Raw genomic sequence first — 23533 nt, 5'->3', positions numbered from 1 at the left:
TTCGATTGTTGGGTATTATTTTAAGAATTCTATAAAAAAGGCCGGACAGTAGTGATGTTTTTACTACCTTAATAATATGAAGTTGAAATAGTAGAATTGATATATTTCTTGGAGAATAAAGTGAAAGAGTTTAAAGCAAAATAGACAATTTTAATTGTTGATGATGAGGAAATAGTTCTAACAAGCCTGTATTAATTCTTATCACTGGAAACAGATTATTACATTAAAACTTTTTCCTCGGCAAATGAAGCTTTGGAATATATTCTGGAAAACGATGTCGATATTGTTGTCTCTGACTATTTGATGCCTGAAATGGATGGTATTTCCTTCTTAGCTGAGGTTAAGAAAATAAAATCTGAAATACCAAGAATTATACTTACCGGTTATGCAGACAAGGAAAATACGATAAAGGCTATAAATAATGTCGGTTTGTTTCAGTATATCGAGAAGCCTTGGGACAATGACAATATCTTGATAATATTTCGTAATGGTTTGGAAAAAAACAGACTAATGAAGAAACCTAATGAAAAGATTTTCGAAATTAACAGCGCCTATTCCGAACTTCAAGGTCTTCAACAAGAGATCCTGAAAACATTTATCTAAGCCTATTAACTGCCAGGTGCGGATAGGCAAACTTGCGGCAATGCTTGATTGCCAGAGCAGAAGCACGGATATGGTCTGCGGGTTGTTTGACTTTAGGCTTGGGAACAAACAGCCAAAGCTATACTGCTGCTTTTTATCGAAAGTCTTATGTTGTCAACCGCCGCGGCTAAACAACCTGCCGGCAGATGAATTCACTTAGAGTTAATATTCCCTCCTTACAATTTATAATTAATGTATGTTTACAGTTATTATTGCTTCGAATTCAGGATGTGCGTTTCTTAATATAATAATTAATACGAATTAGGGTTTCAATTTTGAACTGCCTAAAACATACTAAAAAATGAAATCTGAGCGTAATTTGTTGTTAGTATTAGCGAACAGCATATCATGTATTAGCAATATATAGCATTTCTCTATTATCTTAATAGCTCTAACTCATGTAATAATGTTCAATTATGCTGATATGCTTCTAATTGACCTTGCCATTGGATAGCATCAGTAAAATATAGAAATGTTTTAGATAAAGTATGTTTGCTATTGCAAACTATAGACTGTATCACTTATGAAACATAAGTTCTTGCTATGGAACATAAATTACTAAATTTAATTAAATTGCTTACCAGTATATCCGACAATTATAGCGAACAGTAAATCAGGCTGGAAATTACTCAAGGGTAACACTAAATCAGGAGGTGATTGAATGCCCAGGAAAAGGACAACCGGCAAGAGAACACGCGTGAAAGGTTACACTCGTACCACGCCATCCGGAAAGAAAATTAGAGTTAAATCATATCTGAGATGGACGAATTAAGAAGTTGACCTTATGAAGGGGGGGCATAAGCTTCCCCCTTTTTTTATTCAGATAAAGCATCTATTTAATCAATATTATTTGTTTTCGTTTAGTTAACCTTCCAAATTAAAAACTTTCCCGAGCTAATTTAACCATAATAGCTTTTTGCATATGAAGTCGATTTTCAGCCTGATCGAACACTACGGATTGCGGACCGTCCATAACTTCATCGGTGATCTCCATACCTCGATTGGCTGGCAGACAATGCATAACAATCGCCTCGGAATCAGCCTTTTTCAATAAGTCAGCATCAATGCGGAATGCTTTCAGAAGTTTTACCTTTTCATCCTGCAAGTGTTTTTGTCCCATTGAAGCCCAGACATCGGTATAGATAACATCGGCGTTCAACACAGCTTTAAGCGGGTCATCGGTTATTGTTACTTTAGATTTGCCGGCTTTCTCTACTTCTGCTGCAATAGCCGCATTAGGCGGAGTATCTTTATGCGTTCCTATCCTTAAATCAATAGGCAGGCGAACAGCCGCTTTTAGCCAACTATTGGTAATATTGTTGCCGTCGCCCAAATAGGCTATCTTCAAGTTATCGATTTTTCCTTTATGTTCGACAATAGTCAAAATATCCGACATAATCTGGCAGGGATGCAGTAAATCCGTTAGGGCATTTATAACCGGTATGCCGGCATGTTCTGCCAATTGTTCGACATCGCTGTGAGAAAAGGTTCTGATAACAATCATAGCCAAATAACGCGACAATACTTTAGCGGCATCATAAATCGATTCACGTTTTCCCAATTCGATTTCTTTTTCGGTGATATAAAGTGAATTTCCGCCAAGTTCAGCAATACCAACCTCGAATGAAATGCGTGTTCGCAGTGATGCTTTATGGAATATACAGCCGATAGTTTTACCGGATAAAACATCAAGTTTTTGCCTTTTCTTTTTCATATCTATAGCCAGTTTTAGTGTTTCCCTGATTTCTGATTCACTGAAATCTGAAATGGCGACGAAATCACGTTTGGTTATATTAGTCATTTATTCCTCCGCAGTAATAATTTAATCAATAAAAGTCGCGTTTAATATATAGATAGATAGTCGAAAAAGCAATAGCAGTTTAGCTGGAGTTTCCTAAATTTCATTCAATTATTGGTCGGGTTTCGAATGAATTCTACCTAAGCAGTCAAACGAGAAACCTGACACATCTGGCAGAAAAATATGCCTAAGACGTATGCCAGCACATGTTATAATTTGTGAATAATTCAGAATAATTCTATCAAGCGTCTCAAATAATATGGATATTCCAGTCATTAAATTATTAGCGGTCACTTTGACATGTGGATGGTCAAAGCCCGAAAATAGTTCTTCATAATATCGCAACATTTTGCTGTAACAATAAAAAGTGGCGCCCCGCAGAATTGAACTGCGGACACACGGATTTTCAGTCCGTTGCTCTACCAACTGAGCTAGGGCGCCATAAAAAAGCTTTATTGTCAAACAACAACATTCACAGTATCGGCATAATTATCAGCACTTTTACTGCCGCTACCGTCTTGGGCATTCAATATAGGCATTAACTGTCGGCGGTCAAGAAATTTTACTATATACTTATAAAATTATCCTCTATTTTACGGCAAATTGCAGTAAGATTAAGAGATTTTTATAGTTGGCGCGTATTCTTATCCCAAGTCAGATGGTCTCAAAAACGAGTTGCATTTTGGACATATATACGCATCCTTGGTGTTAATGCACGTCCCCGTGTATGCTTGCGGCTGATGAATCATGTCCCGGTGTATGCTTGCGGCTGGTGTACGTCCTCGTGCACCAACCTTTCCAATTATAATACCTGATTTCTATTGACATTGTCTGTACTTCCCCTGATAATATGCGCAATGAAAAAATTGCGTGTAATACTATTAGCTGGCGCTCTACTAATCATATTTGCCGAATCAGCCTGGCCGCAGTTTGGCGGCCGATACAGTCAGCCGGAATATTTTTATAAGAATTCGTTCTTTATTCTACTCGGCTACTCCAGCGGTCCGCATTTCGAAAAGTTTGTAAATTGGGCTAACGAATACTATTATGATACAATTAATTCGACAGATTCTATCGGCGATTTCAAGGGTTCATTCGATTTTTCTGCCGGGCTGCGAATCAGATTTTCTCATCACTTCGCCGGCGAGTTTGATTTTTTGACATATACATTAAAAACCAAACAAGCATTTGTAGGTACCGGTCAATTCTCAGATACTGTTGTCAATCATAATCTTGATCTAAACGTGGCTATTTTCAGCGCCTCCATACTGGTACTTCTCGATTTTCAGAACAAACAACCGATTATCCCATTTGCGGGAACGGGAATTTCTGTTTTCCCTATGCGGCTTGACCATAGTATCGATTACAGTATCCGGCATGTTCAAACAGCATTGGCGGCAAATTTTACTGCCGGGATAGATATAAGAATATCGCAAGAACTCAGCGGCTCCATACGTGGGGATTGGACTTTTGGTACAACCAATATGCCTGTTTCTCCAATCTATGGCGAACCGGAAAGCTTCAAGATGGATTTATCAACAACTCAAATTCAGGCTGGAATAATGTATGGCTTTAATTAGCATATCATTTCAAGACAGGCTATTAAATTAATAACATTTTTACAAATGGTATAACTATGAAAATAATCACCAAAATATATAATGAGGTTTTTACTCTGTTAATAATCCTGGTCCTTTCAATTCTATCTATACTTGCCTGCGGCCCAAAACCGGTTATGGTTATCAAGCCAAATGTTCCCTACAACCTGAAAGCAACTACTAAAAGCAAAGGCGCCGCCCTCTGTTGGAACATCAACCGCGATGATAAAACGCCTATATCAGGCTATAATATCTATCTGGCCGATACTCCCGAAAACGAAGGCGAGCTATACAACAGCGGCCCCTATCCCGGCGATACCGATGGCGACATTGCCCGCGAATCCATCGAGCTTCTGCGCCTGACTAACGGCAAAAAATACTATGCCTATATCCGCACGGTTTTCGCTGGCGGCAGGATGTCCGAACCATCGGCGCGGGTTATGTTTCGACCTTTGGCGCAGGGACGGCTTGAGATATCCCAGAATCATACAACCAAGCAGAGCGGCTTCAGCTTTGCCAAAAACAAGCTGACCGCCGCGCGCGATTTCGATAACGATTTCTACATATATGCTACGGCTGAGAAAAGCGGCATATCCAGCCCCTCGCGCCTGCATTCGAGTTTGCGAAAGACTATGATAAAAATCGGGGGATTTAATTCTAAGGATATATTCAGACAAACTAAACCTCTCATTAAGGGCAGGATATACATTCTGAAATTAACAGGCGGCGGTCAGGCCAAATTGACCTTGGTGAAATTTGCCCGGCAACAGCCTAATCTTACCGCGGTTTTCGATTATATATATTACCCGCCCGGCATTAATCCATAGATGAACCATATCGCATTTATTGAGATAATTCTTATCAGCATCGGGCTTGGCTTTGATGCTTTCAGCGTTGCCTTAACCTGCGGCGCGCAGGGCTTTACTTGGCGAAGGGTTTTCCGTTTGGGCTGGCATTTCGGTTTGTTCCAGTTTATGATGCCGATAATCGGCTGGTTCTTGGGCGAGTTTCTATCGCAATGGATTGGCAGCTATGGCAGTTGGATTGTCTTGCTCCTGCTCCTTCTCATAGGCGGGAAGATGTTTTATGAGGGCATCAAGGATAAACCTGACAAGCTTCCCGATTTATCGAAGGGTTGGATTCTCTTGATGTTATCTTTTGCCACCAGTTTGGATGCTCTTGGCGTTGGCGTCGGTTTCGGTTTGCTGGACATTTCGATAATCAAGCCGGCTATTATTATCGGCGTTGTCTGCTCGGTTATGACTGCAATCGGGTTGTATCTTGGGGTTATGCTGTATGACCGGCTGGGGCATCGGGCGCTCATACTTGGCGGCTTGATATTGATGGCGATTGGGATTCGGATTATTTGCTAAGGGCGAGAGACGTAGGTCGGGTTCCGACCAACGGGAGAAACCCGACACGCCACTGTGCGTGGGCGGCATCCGCAATTGGCGAACTCGTCTGCCCCTTATTAATATTTTCCTCTTGCTGCTGACAGGTTCTGTCAGTGAATTTTCATATATTCAACCCTGAAATAGACAGAAATGTCTTGCTATACGTTTTTGAGAGCTTATCTTTAGCTCAGCACCATTAAAAAGGGGTTAGCATTTGAAATTATCGTATAAATATAAATATTAAGCAAAAAGGGAGTTGCATTATGAGAAAGTTTAGCCAAATCACGATAATTATTGTAGCCTTGTTAATCATCATGGGCTTTGCGGCGCAGGCAGTCTGGTCTGATGATGTAAGCGATTTAAACAACTATCCAAACAGCGCCCGGATTATCGCTATGGGTAATATCGGGGAATCGCTTCCCCTAAACTCAACCGGCATGTTCGGCAACCCTGCCTCTATCTGGCAGATAAGCGGCATAGAGTATTCATTGATGTATTATCCTCATGATGATGATAATACCTACATCCATTCTGCCGCTTTGATGTATTCTCATGGCAAAATCACCGAATTTTTCGGCTTGCGTGTTGGTTTCAGGGCAATACCTGAAAACAGGAAGTATTTTAATTTCGATATCCCGGAACATCATTATCGCATGGGAGTATTCGGGATGGCTTATGCGATAACCAAGCTGGCCGTTATCGGAGTTTCGGGCGATATTTATCAAAACAAATTAGAGGATAAAGACGGCACCGCTTTCGGAGTAAATATCGGAGCGCAAATACGATTGAGTATACTAACATTAAGCGCCACTGCTCGCAACATTGCGAAAATAAATAATTCTGAAAACGATTACGAGAAGATTGAACTACCGAGCGCAATCAATAGCGGCGCTTATGTAAGCCTGCTCGACGGTATTATCGGACTTGGTATTCAGGCGGAGCTTGGAAGCGGCGGTAAGATTTTGCGCTATTCTTTAGGTTCCGAATTCACGTTTGGTAAGTTCCTGTCTATAAGAGCGGGGCATGAAACCACGAATCTTGAGTTTAATGAGGACGAGATAGACGAATCGCTGTTCTCATTCGGGTGCGGTATTAATCTCGGCAACTTAAGAGCAGACTATGCCGCCAAGAAAAACCCCGAGCTTGAGGATGACTATATTCATTACGTTACTTTTGGGATTAACGGAACGGATTTTGGTCAGAAGAAGTAAGAGTAAGATGAATTCAGGAAAGGATGAAGGAATTGTATAATAACCATCATCCCTCGCCGGTGATTTTATTCAAAGGCGGGAAATAAACCAAAACAGGTTGTGTTTGCAAAGCGTAGGCTTCTCTCCGCCGCGGTCAGCTTAGACGGAGAACCCTATCTACCGAACTAAAATGTCGGGTTTCTCCCTCTGGTCGGAACCCGACCTGCTGCTGTTCGTCTTTTTTGCGCTTAAAAATTAATTTAAATCATAGCATAAATTCGCTGGGGGAGAATGAAACTATTCCGAAATAAATAATATGTAAAAAGGATAGAATAAAATAAAGAATTTGTTGACAATGTAAAAAATTATTGAATATTGGCATCTTATATATTCGTAAATTAATTAGTTTGCTAAACGGTGCACAAATATTGCAAATGCCAAGACAGCGAGGATATAATAAAAGCGGAGTTATCGAATGAAGTTAAGCAGCATCATTGATCCGGACCTCATTAAAATTGATATGAAAGCCTCCTCAAAAGAGGATGCTATCGAGCAATTAGCAGGTTTATTCTGCAAAAAATATCCCGAAAAAAGCAAGGACGAAATATTAAAGGCGGTCAGCGAAAGAGAAAAACTAAGCAGTACATCAATGGGCAGGGGAGTCGCTTTCCCTCACGCAAGAACCGATATTGTTAATGGTCTTTCGGTTATAATCGGGGTGATTCCCGATGGTCTTGCCATCGATGCGCCGGATAATAAACCGCTTCATGTAATCGTCTTGTTATTAACTCCGAGGAATATCTCGAAAAATTATCTGCAGACCTTATCCGGACTGGCAGCTTTTTCTCGCTTGCCCGAAACTGTACCGTCTGTATTAAACGCCAAATCGCCAAAAGAATTAATCGAGTATATAGACAGGACTAATATTATGATAAAAAAGGTGCTTACAATAGGCGATGTGATGACGCCCGATCCGATTACTATCAAAACCGACAAAACATTAAAAGATGTTGCCAATGTTTTCTTCAAGCATAATCTCAGATGTTTGCCGGTCGTTGATAATGACAATAAGCTGGTCGGTGAAATAACCGGAACCGAACTATTGAAATATGCCTTGCCAAACTATAAGAGTTTTATCGCCAATGTTGCCAATCTTCCCGAAATCGAGTCGTTCGAGGAGCTTCTTCAAAAAGAACATTCTGCGAAAGTCTCCAATTTTATGAATCCTAATCCGATAATTGTGGATATAAATGCTCCGGTCGTTGAAGCTGCGGCGATGATGTTGTTCAAAAAAGTCGAGATGGTATCGGTGTTGGCTGAGGGAAAACTTGCCGGCGTTATTACCAAAACAGATATTGTCTCCAAAATTATCAGAGGGTAGCAATATTAGCGCTTGTTCAAATGGCAAAATATTATTAATAGGTATCAAATCCGAAACTGTTTTAATCCAAAGCATGTATAATAATTTAAACTTGACATTGAGGGATAATAGTAATTAATATCTTTGCGGATGATTTGAGATTTTCAAAAGAATAATGATATGAACAATACGAAAACGATATTTTTATTGGTATTATTAACTGTCTTGCTTGTGCTGATAGGCAGCTATTTTGGCGGAACACAGGGGATGGTAATATTTTTTATTATCGCCCTGGCTTTTAATCTGGGAAACTATTGGTTTTCGGATAAGATTATTCTGCGAATGTATAAGGCTAAACCAGCGCCCGATAACTCCCGCCTGACCGAAACAGTCAGAAGAGTATCTCAGATGGCTGGCATACCAATGCCCAAAGTATATATTATCGATAAACCGCATGCTAACGCCTTTGCCACTGGCCGAAATCCTCATAACGCCGCGGTAGCCGCCACAACCGGCTTGCTGGACATTCTTGACAATCAGGAGCTTGAGGGAGTAGTAGCGCATGAGTTGGCGCATGTGAAAAACCGTGATATTCTTATCGGAACGATAGCGGCGGTAATTGCCGGGGCAATAACAATGGTATCCCGCTTAGCCTGGTTTACCGGCGGCGATGACAATGATAATCCATACTTGGGGATATTGATTATGATAACCGCGCCAATAGCGGCATTATTAATCCAGATGGCGGTTTCGCGTTCACGGGAATATGCCGCCGACCAAACCGGGGCGGGATTTGTTCATAATCCTATAGGATTGGCCTCGGCTTTAGAAAAATTGCATATATCATCTCATAAAAAAAGGTTGAACGCTAATCCTGCAACCGCTCATATGTTTATAATTAATCCCCTATCCGCCAAAGGTATGGCCAGCCTGTTTTCTACTCATCCGCCAATCGAGGAGAGGATTGCGCGATTGAGGGCATTTTCAAGAGGCGATATTAATTAATGATATTTACAGTAATTTTACAGCTTCTTCTTATTATTATTTTAATATTATTATCCGGTTTTTTTTCCGCCTCAGAAATCGCTATAGTTGCAGTCAGGTCGAGCCGTTTAAAAAAACTGATTGCCGAGGGCAATAAGAAAGCGGCTTTTGTTGATAAATTAAAATCAAACCCGGACGATTTTTTTGCCGTTGTGCAAATAGGTATGACTGTAACACTATCAGCGGCATCGGCAATCGGTACCACATTAGCAATTAACATTATTGGTCCGCTAATTGGGAAAATTCCAATTCCATCAATACAGTCAGCCTCAGAGGCGATATCTTTAACATTAGTAGTATTAATAATTTCATATTTGTTCCTGGTTATTGCGGAGCTTGTTCCTAAAGCTTTAGCAATCAGGAAAAGCGAATCGATAGCATTATGGGCCGGAGCGCCAACATGGTATGCTTTGAAAATATTTATAATCATTATCAAAGTACTTACTTCCTCTACTAATATTTGTTTAAAGCTTATGGGTTTTTCCCCGAAAACCAAACCTGAGAGTACTGTCAGCGAGGAAGAGATTCAGCTTATAATCAAAGACGGTTATGAAAAAGGCATATTCGATAAGGAAGAACATCTGTTAATAAAATCGGTTTTTGAATTTACCGATACTACAGTTAAAAGGGCGATGACTCCCCGAACCGATATAGTGGCATTCGATATAAATAACCCAACCGATGAATTCCTCAAAGGCGCCACCGAAGAAAGCTTCAGCCGTTTTCCTATTTATGAGGAGAATCTCGATAATATCAAAGGTGTAATCCATTCAAGAGACCTTTTATATGTTTACGCGCACAAAGACCTTTTTGTACTTAAGGATATTGTCAGACCAGCGAATTTTGTCCCCGATTCAAAAAAAATATCAGAACTGCTCAGGGAGATGCAAAAAGATAAATTTCAGATGGCGATTGTTCTTGATGAATTTGGCGGCACTGACGGCATTATCACTATGGAGGATGTAATCGAAGAAATCGTCGGCGATATACAGGATGAGTACGATAAAGAAACCTCTAAAATCGAGTTTATTGACAGCAACAAGGCTCGGGTTATAGCCTCAATGCCTATTGATGAGTTTGCTAATGAGTTCGACGTGAAAATAGAAAGTGGCGATTTCGAAACAGTTGGGGGGATGATTGCCACAAAACTCGGCAGGATTCCATCAAAAAATGATGTTGTTGATTTTGGGAAATTCAGCCTGAAAGTTATTGAAAAAGAAAATCATCGAATTAAATTAATATTAGCATCGAAATTGAAGCACGGCAAAAAGGCAAAATAGCTGTCTGGCGGGGACGCCGTCCGTTAGTATAGTTAAAACTGCGCTGCTATTGTTATTCTGTGAACATTGGCAATATCGGCATAAGATGAATAGGCATAATCAAGCAGGTAATCCTTAAATTGATAGCCAAAACCAGCGGCAAATCCGCCATAAATGTCATTATCTGAGCCGGTTTTATAATCCAGCCCGGCGGATGACCAACCCAATCGAAGGAAAAACGGCTTGAAAGATTCCCATTGAGCGCCAAAAGCAAAAAACGGATTATTATCGAAAGGATATGTAATATCACCGTTGATTGTCATAGGCATGCCTTGCAATGAGTGCGAGAAACCCAAATCCACCATCACCGGCAATGGGTCTTTATGTGATTTGGTAAATCCTTTAAGCTGAGTTCCCATATTTTTTACAGCTAATCCCAAGCTGGTTCTGCCTCCCCTAAAACGATACAAGCTGCCTAAATCTAAAGCTATAGCATCCGAGGAAGCTGAATCTATCTTCTCGATAATAAACTTAGCAGTAATCCCAAGAGACAATTCGCGATTTAATCTTTTGGAATAAGTTAGACCAAAGGCCATATCATAAGCGCTAAATGTGCCGTTTGGGCTATTATCGCTCTCACGCCGGTCGAAGGTTCCATAATCCTGGTATTGCAAGGAAAAACCAATCGAGCTAAGCTCATTGAGATAACGTGCATATCCTATATAACCGGTCTGGAAGTCGAGAAGATAATCCATATACGTTGCGAAAAATTTATTAGGTTTATCCAAGCGAGATTCGATATAGGCTTTTGATATGAATTCATCGGTATCGTCATATTCTTCTTCATTGTAATCATCATACACAGACAAATCATAAACCGGAGCGGTCAAGCCTGCCGGGTTGCAGTGCAAACTGCTTAAATCATCCGCCAGACCAACGAAAGCCCCTGCCATAGCCTGAGATTTGGCGCTTACGCCTACTTTTAAGAATGGATAAGCTGTTGTCCCAACATCATCGCTGCCCGCCCAAACCGCTATATTTATCATCAAGATAATTGCTGTTGTTGTTATAATTCTCATATTATCTCCGCCAAATTACGTTAAGTTAGCTATCGTTTACACCATAATATTTTAATTAATCTGTTTTTAAAGTATCCTCATTTCAGCCTGAATGTTCATATATGTTTTACCACCCTTTAACTGTTCGGTTCAAAATTTCCTCAACAAGTTTTTCGATAGCCGCCTGGTTTGCATCATCCTGAGTTTGATTTCCGGTGGATCCTGTAACTGAATATATTCCGTAATCGGAAAGCTTATTATCCTCCCACAGGATTTTTTCAGAATCGGCATATTCTATCTTGATTTTCAGGCTGATACGGCATACATACTCCTGCACGCTCTCAGCTTCATTATATGTATATGGTTCATGAGAATATGCGACAACCGCGCCAATCAATATTATATCGGCCTGTTCATCGGAAACAACTCTGAGAGTATTGTCATCAATAAACGCCTGATTAACCTGATCGGCAACAAGGTCATTGATTCCATATTCGGTGGTGTTATTTGTAAACTGTTGTATCGCAATAGTCTTTACACCGCCCAGCGCTGAGGGCGAAAATGTATAGACACCACAAGCGAAAAAAAGCATAGACATTGTTAGAAATGATGCTAAAACGCTTCTCATAATTCTAAATCGTGCCCGTTTTTAAAGATGCGAGCGACAGAATTTTTGCCGAACCAGTAGGGAATATCCCGATAATCCTCCGCCTCCCAGATTACAACATCAGCCTTTTTCCCCGGCGCCAGACTGCCGACAATATTGCCTCTATTGATAGCAAAAGCGGCATTTAAGGTGGCGGCGCACCAAACCTCGGCAGGAGTCATCTTAAACTCGATACAGGCTAAACTCATCGTAATCGGCATAGAGTGAATTGAGGATGAGCCCGGGTTAAGATCAGTCCCAAGAGCAACAGGCAAGCCTTCGTTTATTAATTTGCGAGCCGGAGCTTTCTTTTTAACTCCCAAAATGAAAACGCTTCCCGGCAGAAGAACAGGAATAACGCCGGCTTTTTTTATCAGCAAAATGCCCTCATTGCTAATGCAGTCGAGATGGTCGGCAGAGATAGCGCCGAATTCAGCCGCAAGTTCCGCTCCGCCAATAGAGGTTAATTGGTCGGCATGGATTTTCAATTTCATTCCAAATGCCTGCGCTGTTTGTAATACCATACGTGTTTGCTTTAGATTAAAAACGCCTTTTTCGCAAAAGACATCGCAGAACTCCGCCAGTTTTGCCTCTACTACGGCTGGTATCATCTCGCCGCAAACCAAGCCCAGGTATTTATCAGGATTGCCTTTATATTCATCAGGTATTTCATGAGCGCCGAGAAATGTCGGAACCACATCAACATCATGCTCTTTGTTTAGCCTTTGCAAAACCTTCAACATCTTGATTTCATCTTTAAGGGTTAATCCATAACCGGATTTGCCCTCAATTGTAGTGGCTCCATTTTTAAGCATTTCAGTTAAGGCTTTCATCCCGTTTTTGAATAGAGTATTAGCTGAGGCTTTTCGAGTTGCCTTGACAGTGGCTTTAATACCGCCGCCCTCCTTGGCGATATCCAAATAGCTTTTACCCTGCAGTCGCATCTCAAATTCATTCGAGCGATTGCCAGCCCAAACCGGATGAGAATGGCAATCAACCAAACCGGGCGCAACAAGCTGTCCGGCGGCATCTATTACTTTAGTTCGTTTGGTTATAGCCACATCCCGCATGACTTTTTTAGTTTCGCCAACAGCAATGATGCGGGAACTGGCAAATGCAACCGCTCCTTTATTAATAATGCCCAAGTCGGACATTGCCTTGCCAGACCTGGGACCAATAGGGCCAGGGGCATTCACTGTTATTAGCTGTCCGGCGTTTTTAATTATTTTAGTAGCGGCAATTTTCTTCATAATGTTATTATTTTAATAGTTGATAAAATTAAAAGCAAGCTTTATGATTATCATATTAATAGTATCGGTCAATTGCATTTTATAATAATTAGCAATGAATAATGAACAATTACTAGTTATTCATTAGCGTGAACAATCTATCTGTCAACAATTACCGCAAAGAATGTTCCCTCGGCTACAACTTTCCCGTCAACATAAGACTTGCCGCTAATTTTGCATGATCTTGGACGGTATTGGACCATCTCGATTTCAAAACGAAGCTGGTCGCCGGGAACAACAGGTTTACGGAACCGGACACCATCAATGCCCATAAAATAAAAAAGTTTTTTGTCGGGTTCCTCTATGGAATTTAAAAGCATGAAACCGCCAGCCTGCGCCATTGCCTCAACAATAAGCACTCCGGGCATAACCGGATGATCCGGGAAATGACCGAGAAAATGAGGTTCGTTAAAAGTAACATTTTTTATCGCAACAACTTTTTTCTTCGGCTCCAAATCAATAATTCTATCGATTAACAGCATTGGATAGCGATGAGGCATCGCTTTTATAATAGCATTAATATCTAATAGATATTTTCCATTTGAAGATTCAGAACCATACCTTGATGTTAGCAGTTTTTTCTCAAGAATCGTTCGGATTTTTTTAGCCAGTTCCACATTAGCGGCATGGCCGGAACGCGCGGCTAATATATGAGCTTTGAGCGGCACTCCAATCAAGAACAGGTCGCCGAGAAGGTCAACTAATTTGTGTCGCGCCGGTTCATTATAGAAACGCAATGGCACATCATTTAAGATACCCGTTTTACCAACAAAAACCTTTTCTTTCAAGCCGGTTATCTGTTTGAGTTCATCTGCTTTCTTATTGGTGAGTTCTCTATCGACAAATACAATTGCCGAGTCTAATCCGGCTCCTTTAATAAGGCCGGCTTTATGAAGTTCTTCAACCTCGCTTAAAAAACAAAACGTTCTCGAAGCGGCAAATTCATCAACGAACTCTTTGTCTAAATCTACCAGTGTGGTATACTGTGTGCCCAAGGCCGGATTCTTATAATCAATCATAAAGGTGATGCGCAGATCATTTGATGGGGTTACTACGATATCAATCCCTCTGTCTTTCTCCGAGTAGGACAGAGGCGTGTCGATTTCGAGATAGTTTTTCGGCGCATCCTGCTTGGCTATCCCGGCTTCGAGGAGCTTATCAACGAAAGGTTTGGCTGAGCCGTCAATGACGGGCGGTTCAGAGTTCGAGAGTTCTACAATCAAATTGTCAATTTGAAGTCCGGCAATCGCCGCCAGAACATGTTCAACAGTATGAATTTTAATATTATTAATGCCAATAGTTGTCCCCCGTGTAATATCAACAACATGTTCTATATCTGCGGGTATCTGAGGGCAGTTCTCCAAATCGGTGCGGAAAAAAGTTACGCTGTGATTAATAGGCGCCGGCACAAAAGTTATTGTTGTTTGACCGCCAGTGTGAAGACCGACTCCTGACAGTGAAATTCGTTTTTTTATTGTACGCTGATTAGTAAACATAATCTACACCATCTTATGTTAAAATTTAAGTTGCCCAGTAGTTTCTATCAAGATTACGGTAGCCTATTGCCTCTGAGATATGGTGAGCCTTAATATTCTCTAAGCCCTCAAGATCGGCAATTGTGCGGCTTACTTTTAATATCCTGTCATAGGCTCTTGCCGATAAGCCTAAACGAGTAATAGCTGTTTTCAGCAGTGATAACGACTCATCGTCGATTTTGCAAATATCCCTGACCATTCGTGTTTCCATTTGAGCATTGCAGAATGTGCCGTCAGAATCGGCGAATCGTTCAATCTGAACCTGACGAGCCTCATTAGCTCGTTTGCGTATCGCTTCAGATGCTTCACCATTCGCTAAACTTGACAGCTCTTTAAACTTTACTGCCGGCACCTCAATGTGAATATCTATGCGATCTAACAGCGGTCCTGATATTTTGGAGATATATTTCTGGATTTGGCCGCTGGAACATGAGCAATTATGATTTGGATCGCCATAATAACCGCATGGACAGGGGTTTAAAGCAGTGGCAAGTATAAATGAGGCGGGATATGCTACCGACCCGGCGGCGCGAGTTATATTAATAAAGCCATTTTCCAGCGGTTGACGGAGTGCTTCGAGGGAATTCTTATTGAATTCGGGCAGCTCATCAAGAAACAGTACACCGTTATGAGACAGGCTTACTTCACCCGGCACAAGGTTGTTTGTTCCGCCCGTTAACCCAATATCGGAAATCGTATGATGAGGCGACCTAAATGGCCGAGTGGCCACTAATGCCTGACCCGGCATTAAATGACCGCCGGCTGAGTATATCTTTGTTGTCTCAAGCGCTTCGGCAAGCGTCATATCGGGCAATATAGTCGGAAACCGTTTGGCAAGCATTGTCTTGCCAGAGCCTGGCGGGCCAATCATTATAATGTTGTGTCCGCCAGCCGCAGCGATTTCTAAAGCGCGTTTGGCGTGTTCCTGGCCCTTAACATCAGAAAAATCTACTACGTAATTTCTGCTTTTTGAGAATATATCTCCAAGGTTAATTTTATGAGGAGTAATGCCAGTTTCATTATCGAGAAACTCGATAACCTGAATCAAATTCTTCGCCGGGTATACTGTTATATTATCAGCGATTGCCGCCTCATCGGCATTCTCCGCAGGCAGGATGATTCCCTTGAAACCTTTCTTGCCTGCCTCAATCGCTATTGATAAAACACCCGGAACCGGCCTTAGTTTGCCATCTAAGGATAGTTCGCCAATAAGCAGGTAATCTTCAATTTCCTGATTTACAAGCTGGCCTATAGCCGCTAATATCCCCACTGCCATAGGCAAATCAAAAGCGGAACCCGATTTTTTAACATCGGCAGGAGCCAGATTTACCGTGATTCGTTTGGCCGGAAAAAGGTAGCCGGAATTCTTTATAGCGGCGGTAACTCTCTCTCGAGCTTCCCGAACAGCCCCCTCCGGCAAGCCTACAGTATTAAACGCTGGTAATTGAGCGGAAACATCAATTTCCACCTCGACTATATACGATTCTATACCCAATAAGGCTGAGGAAAATACTTTTGCCAGCATAGCGTGGAATATAATCACGGTGTCTGGCAGTGTCAACTTGAAAGTTGTTTGCCAAACCAATGGCGGATGATAAAAATACCATGCCCGCCAGCCGGCAGGAGGTATAGGCACGACCAATCTCCGGCTTCCCCCGCCGCGGCGAGGGAATGACATCATTATTGCATCCGCCTAAGGCGGACAAAAAGCCGGACAGTAGTGATAAAAATTGTAACTTTTCCTCTCTATTTCAACAACACACCCCTAACAACCCGACTCTCCTCGCCATCCGTCAGCCTGATGAAATACATGCCCGAAACGACATCCTTGCCCATAGCGTTCTTGCCATCCCAGATTAACTGCCCGGTTTTATTGTCGCCGGCAATATGCCACTGACGCACCATACGGCCGCCGATATCGTATATGTCAATCGATGCCTCCCGACCTTGCGGCAGGGAAAACTCAATCAGCGTATTCTGATTGAACGGATTCGGATAGAGAGGTCCCAGAGTGAAACCATCATCCGGTATAGGGGCGTCATTGATGCCGGTAGTGATTTCCGCTTCATAAGTGTAGTCAAAATTGCCGTAGCTGGCAGGTCCGCAAACCATCAGGGCAAAATAATTAAAATCATTGAAATTATAGACACTGCCTGTCCAGTTATTATTAATCGGATAATAATTGTCGGCTTGCATTATGCCGGAATTGTAATTCTCAATACTCCCCAAACCATAATTCAGGCCAGTATTTCCTTCAAAAGATATTACAAGTCTGCCTTCAATTTCATTAGGATTGCCAAACACTATATAATCAGCCGCCCAATGATTGACACCTCTGTTATTTGGTCCGGCCGGATAATTGGTATGCCAATCGGTCGTGCTAAATGCCGGCGGGTCTATCGAATAATAGATATACTGACTGTCTGGCTCAGGTGAATCGGCGCCGCCCCGGCCATGATAAAAATTAGCAGCTGCCCAATCGACAAAGAGTTGTTCAAAAGTAATATCGTGCCCCATATTATATAGCGCGCTTTGAACGCCAAAATATGAATTCTGGGGATCCTGAACTACATTATATATCATCTCCGCACCGCCGTAATGATCGGCAAGGTAGGTGAAGAACATAAAAGTCTGGATATAGTCGCTGAAATGGCTGTCCCATACGGTTAAATCATCATCGGGATTACTCGGAAAATCAACCAATGGGTCGGGTACGCCAAACAACAGCATAGCATACTCAGCACAACCCTCATCAACCCATGTTTCCTCATTAGGGTCAGCCGCCCAGTGTATCATATGCTGGAACTCGTGCGCCAGCACCGATATTCTTAGCGGCGAAACCGGGTTGCCGGGATGACATGACATATAAAACATCTCAACCTCGTTGGAATGGCCGCCCATCTGCTGGGCTTCCTCCTCGGTATATTCATTGTAAACAGAGAAATAACCGTCAAAAACCGAACCCTGGTATGAACCCAGCGCGCTGTAGAAAATATAGATATGATCATCATTATCGATTTCATCCGGCGGCAAACCGAAATTCTCCGTATCAAGTTCATAGATGCCGGCAGTGGAATCGTTATAGGTGCCCTCCTCCCAATAGTACGCCGCCATCGCAACATCGGTAGAATCCATGTTGACATTCCATTGGTTATTGGCAACGAAAATATATGAATACTCGGTTACCGCTCGGCAAGTGGCGGCTATCTGTACCCACTCAGGCGGCATCACCGTAAGGTCCCAGTTCCAGAATGTCGCAGTATCGCCTACTTCATGAAGGGTTATATCCTTGCTTCCTACCGATGGCCCTTTCGAGCCGCCGAAAGCATTGTAGAGATCAAGCTTGCTTTGCTCGAATAACGGCGTCAGGCAGCGCACCTGGCCATTAGCCATCGAGAAAGAAATCAAGAGCACGATTAAGATAGAAATGATCTTTTTCATTATATTCTCCTGGTTGTAATTTGCAATAACAGCATATCAAATTTATTGCATACTTCTAACGCAAATAAACTGCTTATTTATAATTCAATATAGGTTGATTTCAGGTTTCGTCAAGGCTATTATTAATTGCAGCCTCAAAGCTGCCGAGTATTCAAAATTATTGCCGTAATTCCTTATAAAATTATTTCACTTATCGCTTTTTTCAAGTTCGGCTATACGATTTTCAAGTTCAGCGTTATATCTTTTCAAGGCTTCGATTTTGTCCAGCAAATCCTTCATTCTTGATTGAATCATTGTAGAAATATCGACCCAGTTTAGCTGACCGCTGCCGTCTGTAGCCATAACCTGCCCGCTGACACCATCAGAGGCGGGGAACTCGTAGCCGTTGGTTTCATCACCGAAACGGATGTGAGGCATATCGACCATGAAGGTTGAATCTTCGGTTAAGCTGCCGGCAATGCCGAATAGATATGAGTAATCGGCAGATGAATCTATTGTATTTGAATAACCGCCCGGTATCGCGGAGTAATCGCCAGCGACAAAATTGTTGTGTCCGCCGCTGATTGCACTGCTTATGCCATTAGCTTCGTTATATTGCCCGGCTACAAAGGCATAATCGCCAGTATTTATATGACCGGGACCTATAGTCGCTTTGCCGCTTACATTAATATCGCCGTCAACATCAAGCTTGACCGAGGGATTATATGTGCCAATACCAACATCACCGGCAAAATAACCTTTGCCATTGAACCAACCGGCGAAATTACCGGCATGCTCCACATAAACGCCATTATTAGCGGCATTTGTTATCCGCAAACCATTATTACCGGCATATTCCACCCAGATAGCGCAATGACTCTGGCTGGAAACGCGCATTGCCCGATATGGTCCGGTCTGTTCAACATTTAACAACGGTATAGAATCTGCCCCGATGATATGCAATAGGTTGCCCGGGGTTGATGTGCCAATGCCAATATTTCCATCAAGGCGATAAATATCATCCCCATCCATAGCCCAGTCATCATCGGCGCCGCTGCCCGAACTGATAGCATAAAGGCAGGTATCCGCAAATGCCGAGTAGGCAGTCATATTCAGCTTCTGACGGGGCGTTAAGGGCTGGCTATCGCCTGAAATCTCAAGTTCGAGATAGTAATCCTCACCAAAAGGAAGATTGATATTGCTGAGTACGGCATCGAAATAGCCGCTACTGTCAATGCTAACCTCAATTGTTTCGTCCCACTGAAAATCGCCGTCTGTTGAATCATTATAAAGCCGGAAGATGATATTAATCGTAGTATCTGTTACGGGTTCACCGCCGCTATTCTTTAAAATCCCCTGATATGTCATATTCCGAGGGACCGAAGTAGTGATATTCTTGCCAATTCCGCCATCTTTAACGTTATCCGCAATCACAGGATTTGTGCTGATAATCCCAATTAATAATATACTAATAAAACATTTTGCCAATGTTGACATAATTCCTCCAAAAAAAAGTGCCGTTTCACTTTGCTAAAAATTTACAAAAAGTAAAAACATTAAAGATGTAATACTAATTAATAAAATATACATTTATATCATAAGGTCAAGCACTTAAAGGTTTCTCGACGATATAATTTCTTTAGTGCCAGAGCTGTCGGAAGTAACATCCGACAGCATAAAAAAAGTTTTTTACTGAAATAATTTTCTTTTAGGATATTGGGTTTTTGAAGAGAATTTTGTTATTTGCTCTTAACCGTATGGCATGTCCATGCTTACATAACACGAACTAAATCTTTTCGGTATTTTGCATTATTTGTTTCATTTTTGAAACATTATTCTAAATTTATTAGTTGACAAATAAGACTTGTCTAATTTTATTAGATAAATATAATAGGAAAGGAATCTAATAAAAATGCGATTCTGGGGAAGTTCAGAGAAAAAGGGACCTTCAATAAATAAATCTCAAAAGGGTGGCCAGCTACACCTTTCGGATGCGCGGGTTGGCCAGGTTTATACTATGCTTGGTCTCGAGGGTGGGCATGGAATTAGAGAGAAGATATATTCTATGGGGCTTAATCCCGGCGTAAGTTTCATAATATTAATAAATTCTGGTAGTGGACCTATCGAAATTGAAGTTCGCCAGACAAAGCTTGCCATAGGCAGAGGTATGGCTAATAAAATCAGAATCAGCGATAATGGAACCCCGGGATAAAAATATAGTTGTTGCCTTGATAGGCAACCCCAATTCCGGTAAGACAACCGTATTCAACAACTTAACCGGTGCTAACCAGCATGTCGGCAATTTTCCCGGAGTTACTGTCGAGAAAAAGGAAGGTTATCTTAGCCGTAATGGTTATAAGATAAAGTTTGTTGATCTTCCCGGAACTTATTCCCTTTCAGCGCAATCGCTTGATGAGATTATCGCCCGAAATTATATAATTGAGGAAAAACCGGATATAGTAATCGATATTGTCGATGCCTCCAATATTGAGCGCAACCTTTACCTGACAACTCAAATTGGCGAGTTGGGTATCCCTATGATTGCGGCTCTTAATATGAGCGATATGGCTAAGAACCGCGGGATTTTAATTGATAGTAAATATCTTTCAAACCTGCTTGGGGTACCTGTTATCCCAACAGTTGGAAATAAGAATAAGGGGATGGATGAGCTTGTTAATGCTGTAATTGATATAGCAGAATACCGGCTCGGGTCGGTGCCTGCCAAAATTAATTACGGAAAGGAGTTTCAGAAAGAGATATGCAAATTATGTGAAATTATCACCAGGGATATTTTATCGGTAAATAGCTACAAACCCAACTGGTTAGCTTTAAAATTGCTCGAAAACGATGACGAAGTAATTAAATTTATCGATAAACATAAATTTGCGGATGATATATTGAAAACAGCCAAAGAAAGCCGCGCGCGGTTAACAACATTTTTCAAAGAGGAGCCGGCATCGGTAATCACCGACAAACGTTATGGTTTTATCAGCGGCGCTTGCTCTGAGGCAACCAGTATGACATCTGAACGGCGGCATGACCTTTCGGATTCCATCGATTATCTCCTTATTCACCCAACTCTGGGATTGCCTATATTCGCCGGGCTGATGTGGTTGATGTTTCACATGACATTTACACTGGGCGCGAAACCTATGGAGTGGATAGAGTGGCTGATTGGCATTATAGCGCAATTAGCTTCTGCCGCTATCCCGGAAGGGTTGATTAATTCGCTTGTTGTGGATGGTATTATCGGCGGAGTTGGCGGAGTGATAGTATTTTTGCCCACTATAATGCTGTTATTTCTCGCTATTGCTCTATTGGAGGATACCGGCTATATGGCGCGGGCGGCTTTTGTTATGGACCGCATAATGCATAAAATCGGCCTTCATGGGAAATCGTTCATACCAATGTTAATCGGCTTTGGCTGTACTGTTCCGGCATATATGGGATGCCGCATCATCGAGGATAGAACCGACCGTTTAGTAACCATGCATGTTGCCAGTTTCATGAGCTGCAGCGCTCGGTTGCCAGTATATATATTAATCGGCGGCGCTTTTTGGCCTGAGAATGCCGGTAATGTCGTTTTTTCAATTTATGCTCTTGGCATTGTTGTAGCAGTTACAATGATTAAAATCTTACGCTCAACTCGTTTCAAGGGGATGTCATCTCCGTTGGTGATGGAATTGCCTCCATATCGCATGCCGACTCTGAGAAGCTTATTACTGCATATGTGGGAACGTTCCTGGCTATATTTACGTAAAGCCGGCACGGTTATACTTGGTATATCGATTATCATGTGGTTTTTGATGGCTTTTCCTAAATTGGATAATTATAGCAGTAATTATGATAATTTAATAATCTCTGCCGAAAATTCCTATCACGATGGAACCATATCTCTTGACAAAAAAGATAAGTTGGTAAACGGGTATGAGTCTATAATGGCGGCGGAGGATCTTGAGTACAGTTTTGCGGGCAGGCTTGGCAAGATAATCGAGCCGGTGCTTAAGCCGATGGGATTTGATTGGCGGCTGGGCATTGCTATTATTTCCGGTTTTGCCGCCAAAGAGGTCGTAGTTTCAACAATGGGAACTGTTTACGGCGTGGGCGAGGTCGATGAGGAATCTGGATCATTACGGGATAAATTAGCTTCCGATCCGAGATATTCAAAGCTTATCGCTTATGCCTTTATGGTATTTATTCTTTTGTATATGCCATGTATGGCGGCTATGGCTGTATTTTTTAAAGAAACCCGGTCATGGAAAGAACTGGCATTCCAGATTGGCTATACTACTGCATTGGCCTGGCTTATGGCATTTTTGGTTTATCAGGGTGGAAATATTTTAGGGCTTGGATAGTTTGGAGTTGATTTTATGATAGAATTTATAGTAGTTATTGTTATTGTTGGAGCGGCAGTTTACTTTACCGGAAAAACATTGATTGCTCAAACGAAAGGCTGTAATTTTTGCGCTTATTGTAAAGTAGGCAAAAATTTTGATAAGCTTATCAAATTAAGCTCCGAGGAATCGCCAAAGAAATAGATGTTATTATGAAAAAAGATGATTCCGCAAATTCAAATTCAGGCCCGGTTGTAGGCCAGTTATCCGAAAGCCTCGAGGATTATATTGAAATAATCTATATGCTTATCGAGCAAAATAAAGTGGCTCGGGTTCGAGACATCGCAAAAGCTAAAGATGTTAAAATGTCAAGCGTAGTCAGCGCTATTAAACGTCTTGATAGTGAGGGTTTAGTTAAGCATGAGGCAAGAGAATTTATAGAACTTACTCCGGCTGGAGCAAATTTGGCCAAAAGGCTTCTTAAAAGGCATAATTTCCTGACCCGTTTTTTAGTTGAGGCGCTACAGATCGACCCCAAAATAGCTGAAACGGATGCGTGTTCGATGGAGCATTCGATAAGTCTTGAAACAATGACTAAGCTGTATGATTTCGCCGAGTTTTTGCAGTCTCGTTCTTTTGAGATTGAAAATATAGTAGAAGACTTTAAAAAATATTGTTGCGATAAATACAGCAATTAAAATGACTAAGCTGAGGCGAAACAGGAATTCCGAATTTTACAGCTAAATATATAAATCCAGAGTCCTCAGTAAAATGTCGGGTTTCTCCCTTTGGTTGTAACCCGACTCACGCTTTTTAAATTGCGTATTCACATAACGTGTTAACGCATATAATAATTAACTACTGCCCGGCCTTTTCAATTGAATTCTTCAATACTATATAGTAAAGCAAAACTTTCTTGAATTATAATCTAATGGCCGACAAGATGTTGGACGACTTCGATAAAAA

The 23533-nt window shown here is 41.6% G+C and carries 20 protein-coding genes and 1 tRNA gene; 12 read left to right on the top strand and 9 right to left on the bottom strand.

Annotated elements, in window-relative coordinates; all coding sequences use genetic code 11:
* Window positions 1-204: 204 nt before the first annotated feature.
* Window positions 205-603, top strand: a complete 399-nt coding sequence (locus tag J7K40_06320) for a response regulator (protein ID MCD6162009.1) — start codon at window positions 205-207, stop codon at window positions 601-603.
* Between the two features lie 916 nt (window positions 604-1519).
* On the opposite strand, the gene argF is transcribed toward J7K40_06320, so the two are convergent.
* Both argF and J7K40_06310 read right to left on the bottom strand, forming a co-directional pair.
* The gene (gene argF / locus J7K40_06315) at window positions 1520-2443 is read right to left on the bottom strand and encodes an ornithine carbamoyltransferase (GenBank protein ID MCD6162008.1); all 924 of its coding nucleotides are present in this window, start codon (window positions 2441-2443) and stop codon (window positions 1520-1522) included.
* 365 nt (window positions 2444-2808) lie between these two features.
* Window positions 2809-2881, bottom strand: a tRNA-Phe gene (locus J7K40_06310).
* A 416-nt stretch (window positions 2882-3297) separates the two neighbouring features.
* On the opposite strand from J7K40_06310, the gene J7K40_06305 reads away from it, so the two are divergent.
* The 7 genes from J7K40_06305 to J7K40_06275 all read left to right on the top strand — a co-directional run bounded on the left by J7K40_06305 (window position 3298) and on the right by J7K40_06275 (window position 10306).
* A complete protein-coding gene (locus J7K40_06305) occupies window positions 3298-4020 on the top strand; it encodes a hypothetical protein (protein MCD6162007.1) in 723 nt (240 codons plus the stop codon).
* Between the two features lie 56 nt (window positions 4021-4076).
* The gene (locus J7K40_06300; protein ID MCD6162006.1) at window positions 4077-4865 is read left to right on the top strand and encodes a fibronectin type III domain-containing protein; all 789 of its coding nucleotides are present in this window, start codon (window positions 4077-4079) and stop codon (window positions 4863-4865) included.
* Between the two features lie 9 nt (window positions 4866-4874).
* On the top strand, window positions 4875-5411 hold the full coding sequence (locus J7K40_06295; protein MCD6162005.1) for a manganese efflux pump: 537 nt from the start codon (window positions 4875-4877) through the stop codon (window positions 5409-5411).
* A 284-nt stretch (window positions 5412-5695) separates the two neighbouring features.
* On the top strand, window positions 5696-6643 hold the full coding sequence (locus J7K40_06290; GenBank protein ID MCD6162004.1) for a hypothetical protein: 948 nt from the start codon (window positions 5696-5698) through the stop codon (window positions 6641-6643).
* 454 nt (window positions 6644-7097) lie between these two features.
* Complete coding sequence (locus J7K40_06285) at window positions 7098-8003, top strand: PTS sugar transporter subunit IIA (GenBank protein ID MCD6162003.1); 906 nt, start codon at window positions 7098-7100, stop codon at window positions 8001-8003.
* Between the two features lie 159 nt (window positions 8004-8162).
* Window positions 8163-8987, top strand: coding sequence for a zinc metalloprotease HtpX (locus J7K40_06280; protein ID MCD6162002.1), 825 nt, complete (start codon window positions 8163-8165; stop codon window positions 8985-8987).
* On the top strand, window positions 8987-10306 hold the full coding sequence (locus tag J7K40_06275; GenBank protein ID MCD6162001.1) for an HlyC/CorC family transporter: 1320 nt from the start codon (window positions 8987-8989) through the stop codon (window positions 10304-10306). Before J7K40_06280 ends, J7K40_06275 begins: the two co-directional genes overlap by 1 nt.
* 32 nt (window positions 10307-10338) lie before the next feature.
* On the opposite strand, the gene J7K40_06270 is transcribed toward J7K40_06275, so the two are convergent.
* The 7 genes from J7K40_06270 to J7K40_06240 form a co-directional block, all read right to left on the bottom strand.
* Entirely contained in the window at window positions 10339-11364 is a 1026-nt protein-coding gene (locus J7K40_06270) for a PorV/PorQ family protein (GenBank protein ID MCD6162000.1), read from the bottom strand.
* Window positions 11365-11470: 106 nt separating this feature from the next.
* Window positions 11471-11971, bottom strand: coding sequence for a hypothetical protein (locus J7K40_06265; GenBank protein ID MCD6161999.1), 501 nt, complete (start codon window positions 11969-11971; stop codon window positions 11471-11473).
* Window positions 11968-13239: an imidazolonepropionase gene (locus J7K40_06260; protein ID MCD6161998.1), complete on the bottom strand. Its 1272-nt coding sequence runs from the start codon at window positions 13237-13239 to the stop codon at window positions 11968-11970. Before J7K40_06260 ends, J7K40_06265 begins: the two co-directional genes overlap by 4 nt.
* Window positions 13240-13376: 137 nt before the next feature.
* Window positions 13377-14774: a bifunctional UDP-3-O-[3-hydroxymyristoyl] N-acetylglucosamine deacetylase/3-hydroxyacyl-ACP dehydratase gene (locus J7K40_06255; protein MCD6161997.1), complete on the bottom strand. Its 1398-nt coding sequence runs from the start codon at window positions 14772-14774 to the stop codon at window positions 13377-13379.
* A gap of 25 nt (window positions 14775-14799) precedes the next feature.
* Complete coding sequence (locus J7K40_06250) at window positions 14800-16338, bottom strand: YifB family Mg chelatase-like AAA ATPase (GenBank protein ID MCD6161996.1); 1539 nt, start codon at window positions 16336-16338, stop codon at window positions 14800-14802.
* 221 nt (window positions 16339-16559) lie between these two features.
* Window positions 16560-18254, bottom strand: coding sequence for a T9SS type A sorting domain-containing protein (locus tag J7K40_06245; protein MCD6161995.1), 1695 nt, complete (start codon window positions 18252-18254; stop codon window positions 16560-16562).
* A 186-nt stretch (window positions 18255-18440) separates the two neighbouring features.
* Window positions 18441-19730, bottom strand: coding sequence for a hypothetical protein (locus J7K40_06240; protein ID MCD6161994.1), 1290 nt, complete (start codon window positions 19728-19730; stop codon window positions 18441-18443).
* 415 nt (window positions 19731-20145) lie between these two features.
* Here J7K40_06240 and J7K40_06235 point away from each other — a divergent pair, with 415 nt between their 5' ends.
* From J7K40_06235 to J7K40_06220, 4 genes are read left to right on the top strand one after another with little or no spacing between them, the layout of a single operon-like run.
* A complete protein-coding gene (locus J7K40_06235; protein ID MCD6161993.1) occupies window positions 20146-20445 on the top strand; it encodes a FeoA domain-containing protein in 300 nt (99 codons plus the stop codon).
* On the top strand, window positions 20429-22588 hold the full coding sequence (gene feoB, locus J7K40_06230; GenBank protein ID MCD6161992.1) for a ferrous iron transport protein B: 2160 nt from the start codon (window positions 20429-20431) through the stop codon (window positions 22586-22588). Before J7K40_06235 ends, feoB begins: the two co-directional genes overlap by 17 nt.
* Before the next feature lie 15 nt (window positions 22589-22603).
* Window positions 22604-22771: a hypothetical protein gene (locus J7K40_06225; protein ID MCD6161991.1), complete on the top strand. Its 168-nt coding sequence runs from the start codon at window positions 22604-22606 to the stop codon at window positions 22769-22771.
* Window positions 22772-22779: 8 nt separating this feature from the next.
* Complete coding sequence (locus J7K40_06220) at window positions 22780-23265, top strand: metal-dependent transcriptional regulator (GenBank protein MCD6161990.1); 486 nt, start codon at window positions 22780-22782, stop codon at window positions 23263-23265.
* Window positions 23266-23533 lie beyond the last annotated feature (268 nt).

Source organism: Candidatus Zixiibacteriota bacterium (assembly GCA_021159005.1).
In the GTDB taxonomy this organism is placed as follows: Bacteria; Zixibacteria; MSB-5A5; order UBA10806; family 4484-95; genus JAGGSN01.
This window is presented reverse-complemented; position numbering and strand designations above follow the sequence as displayed.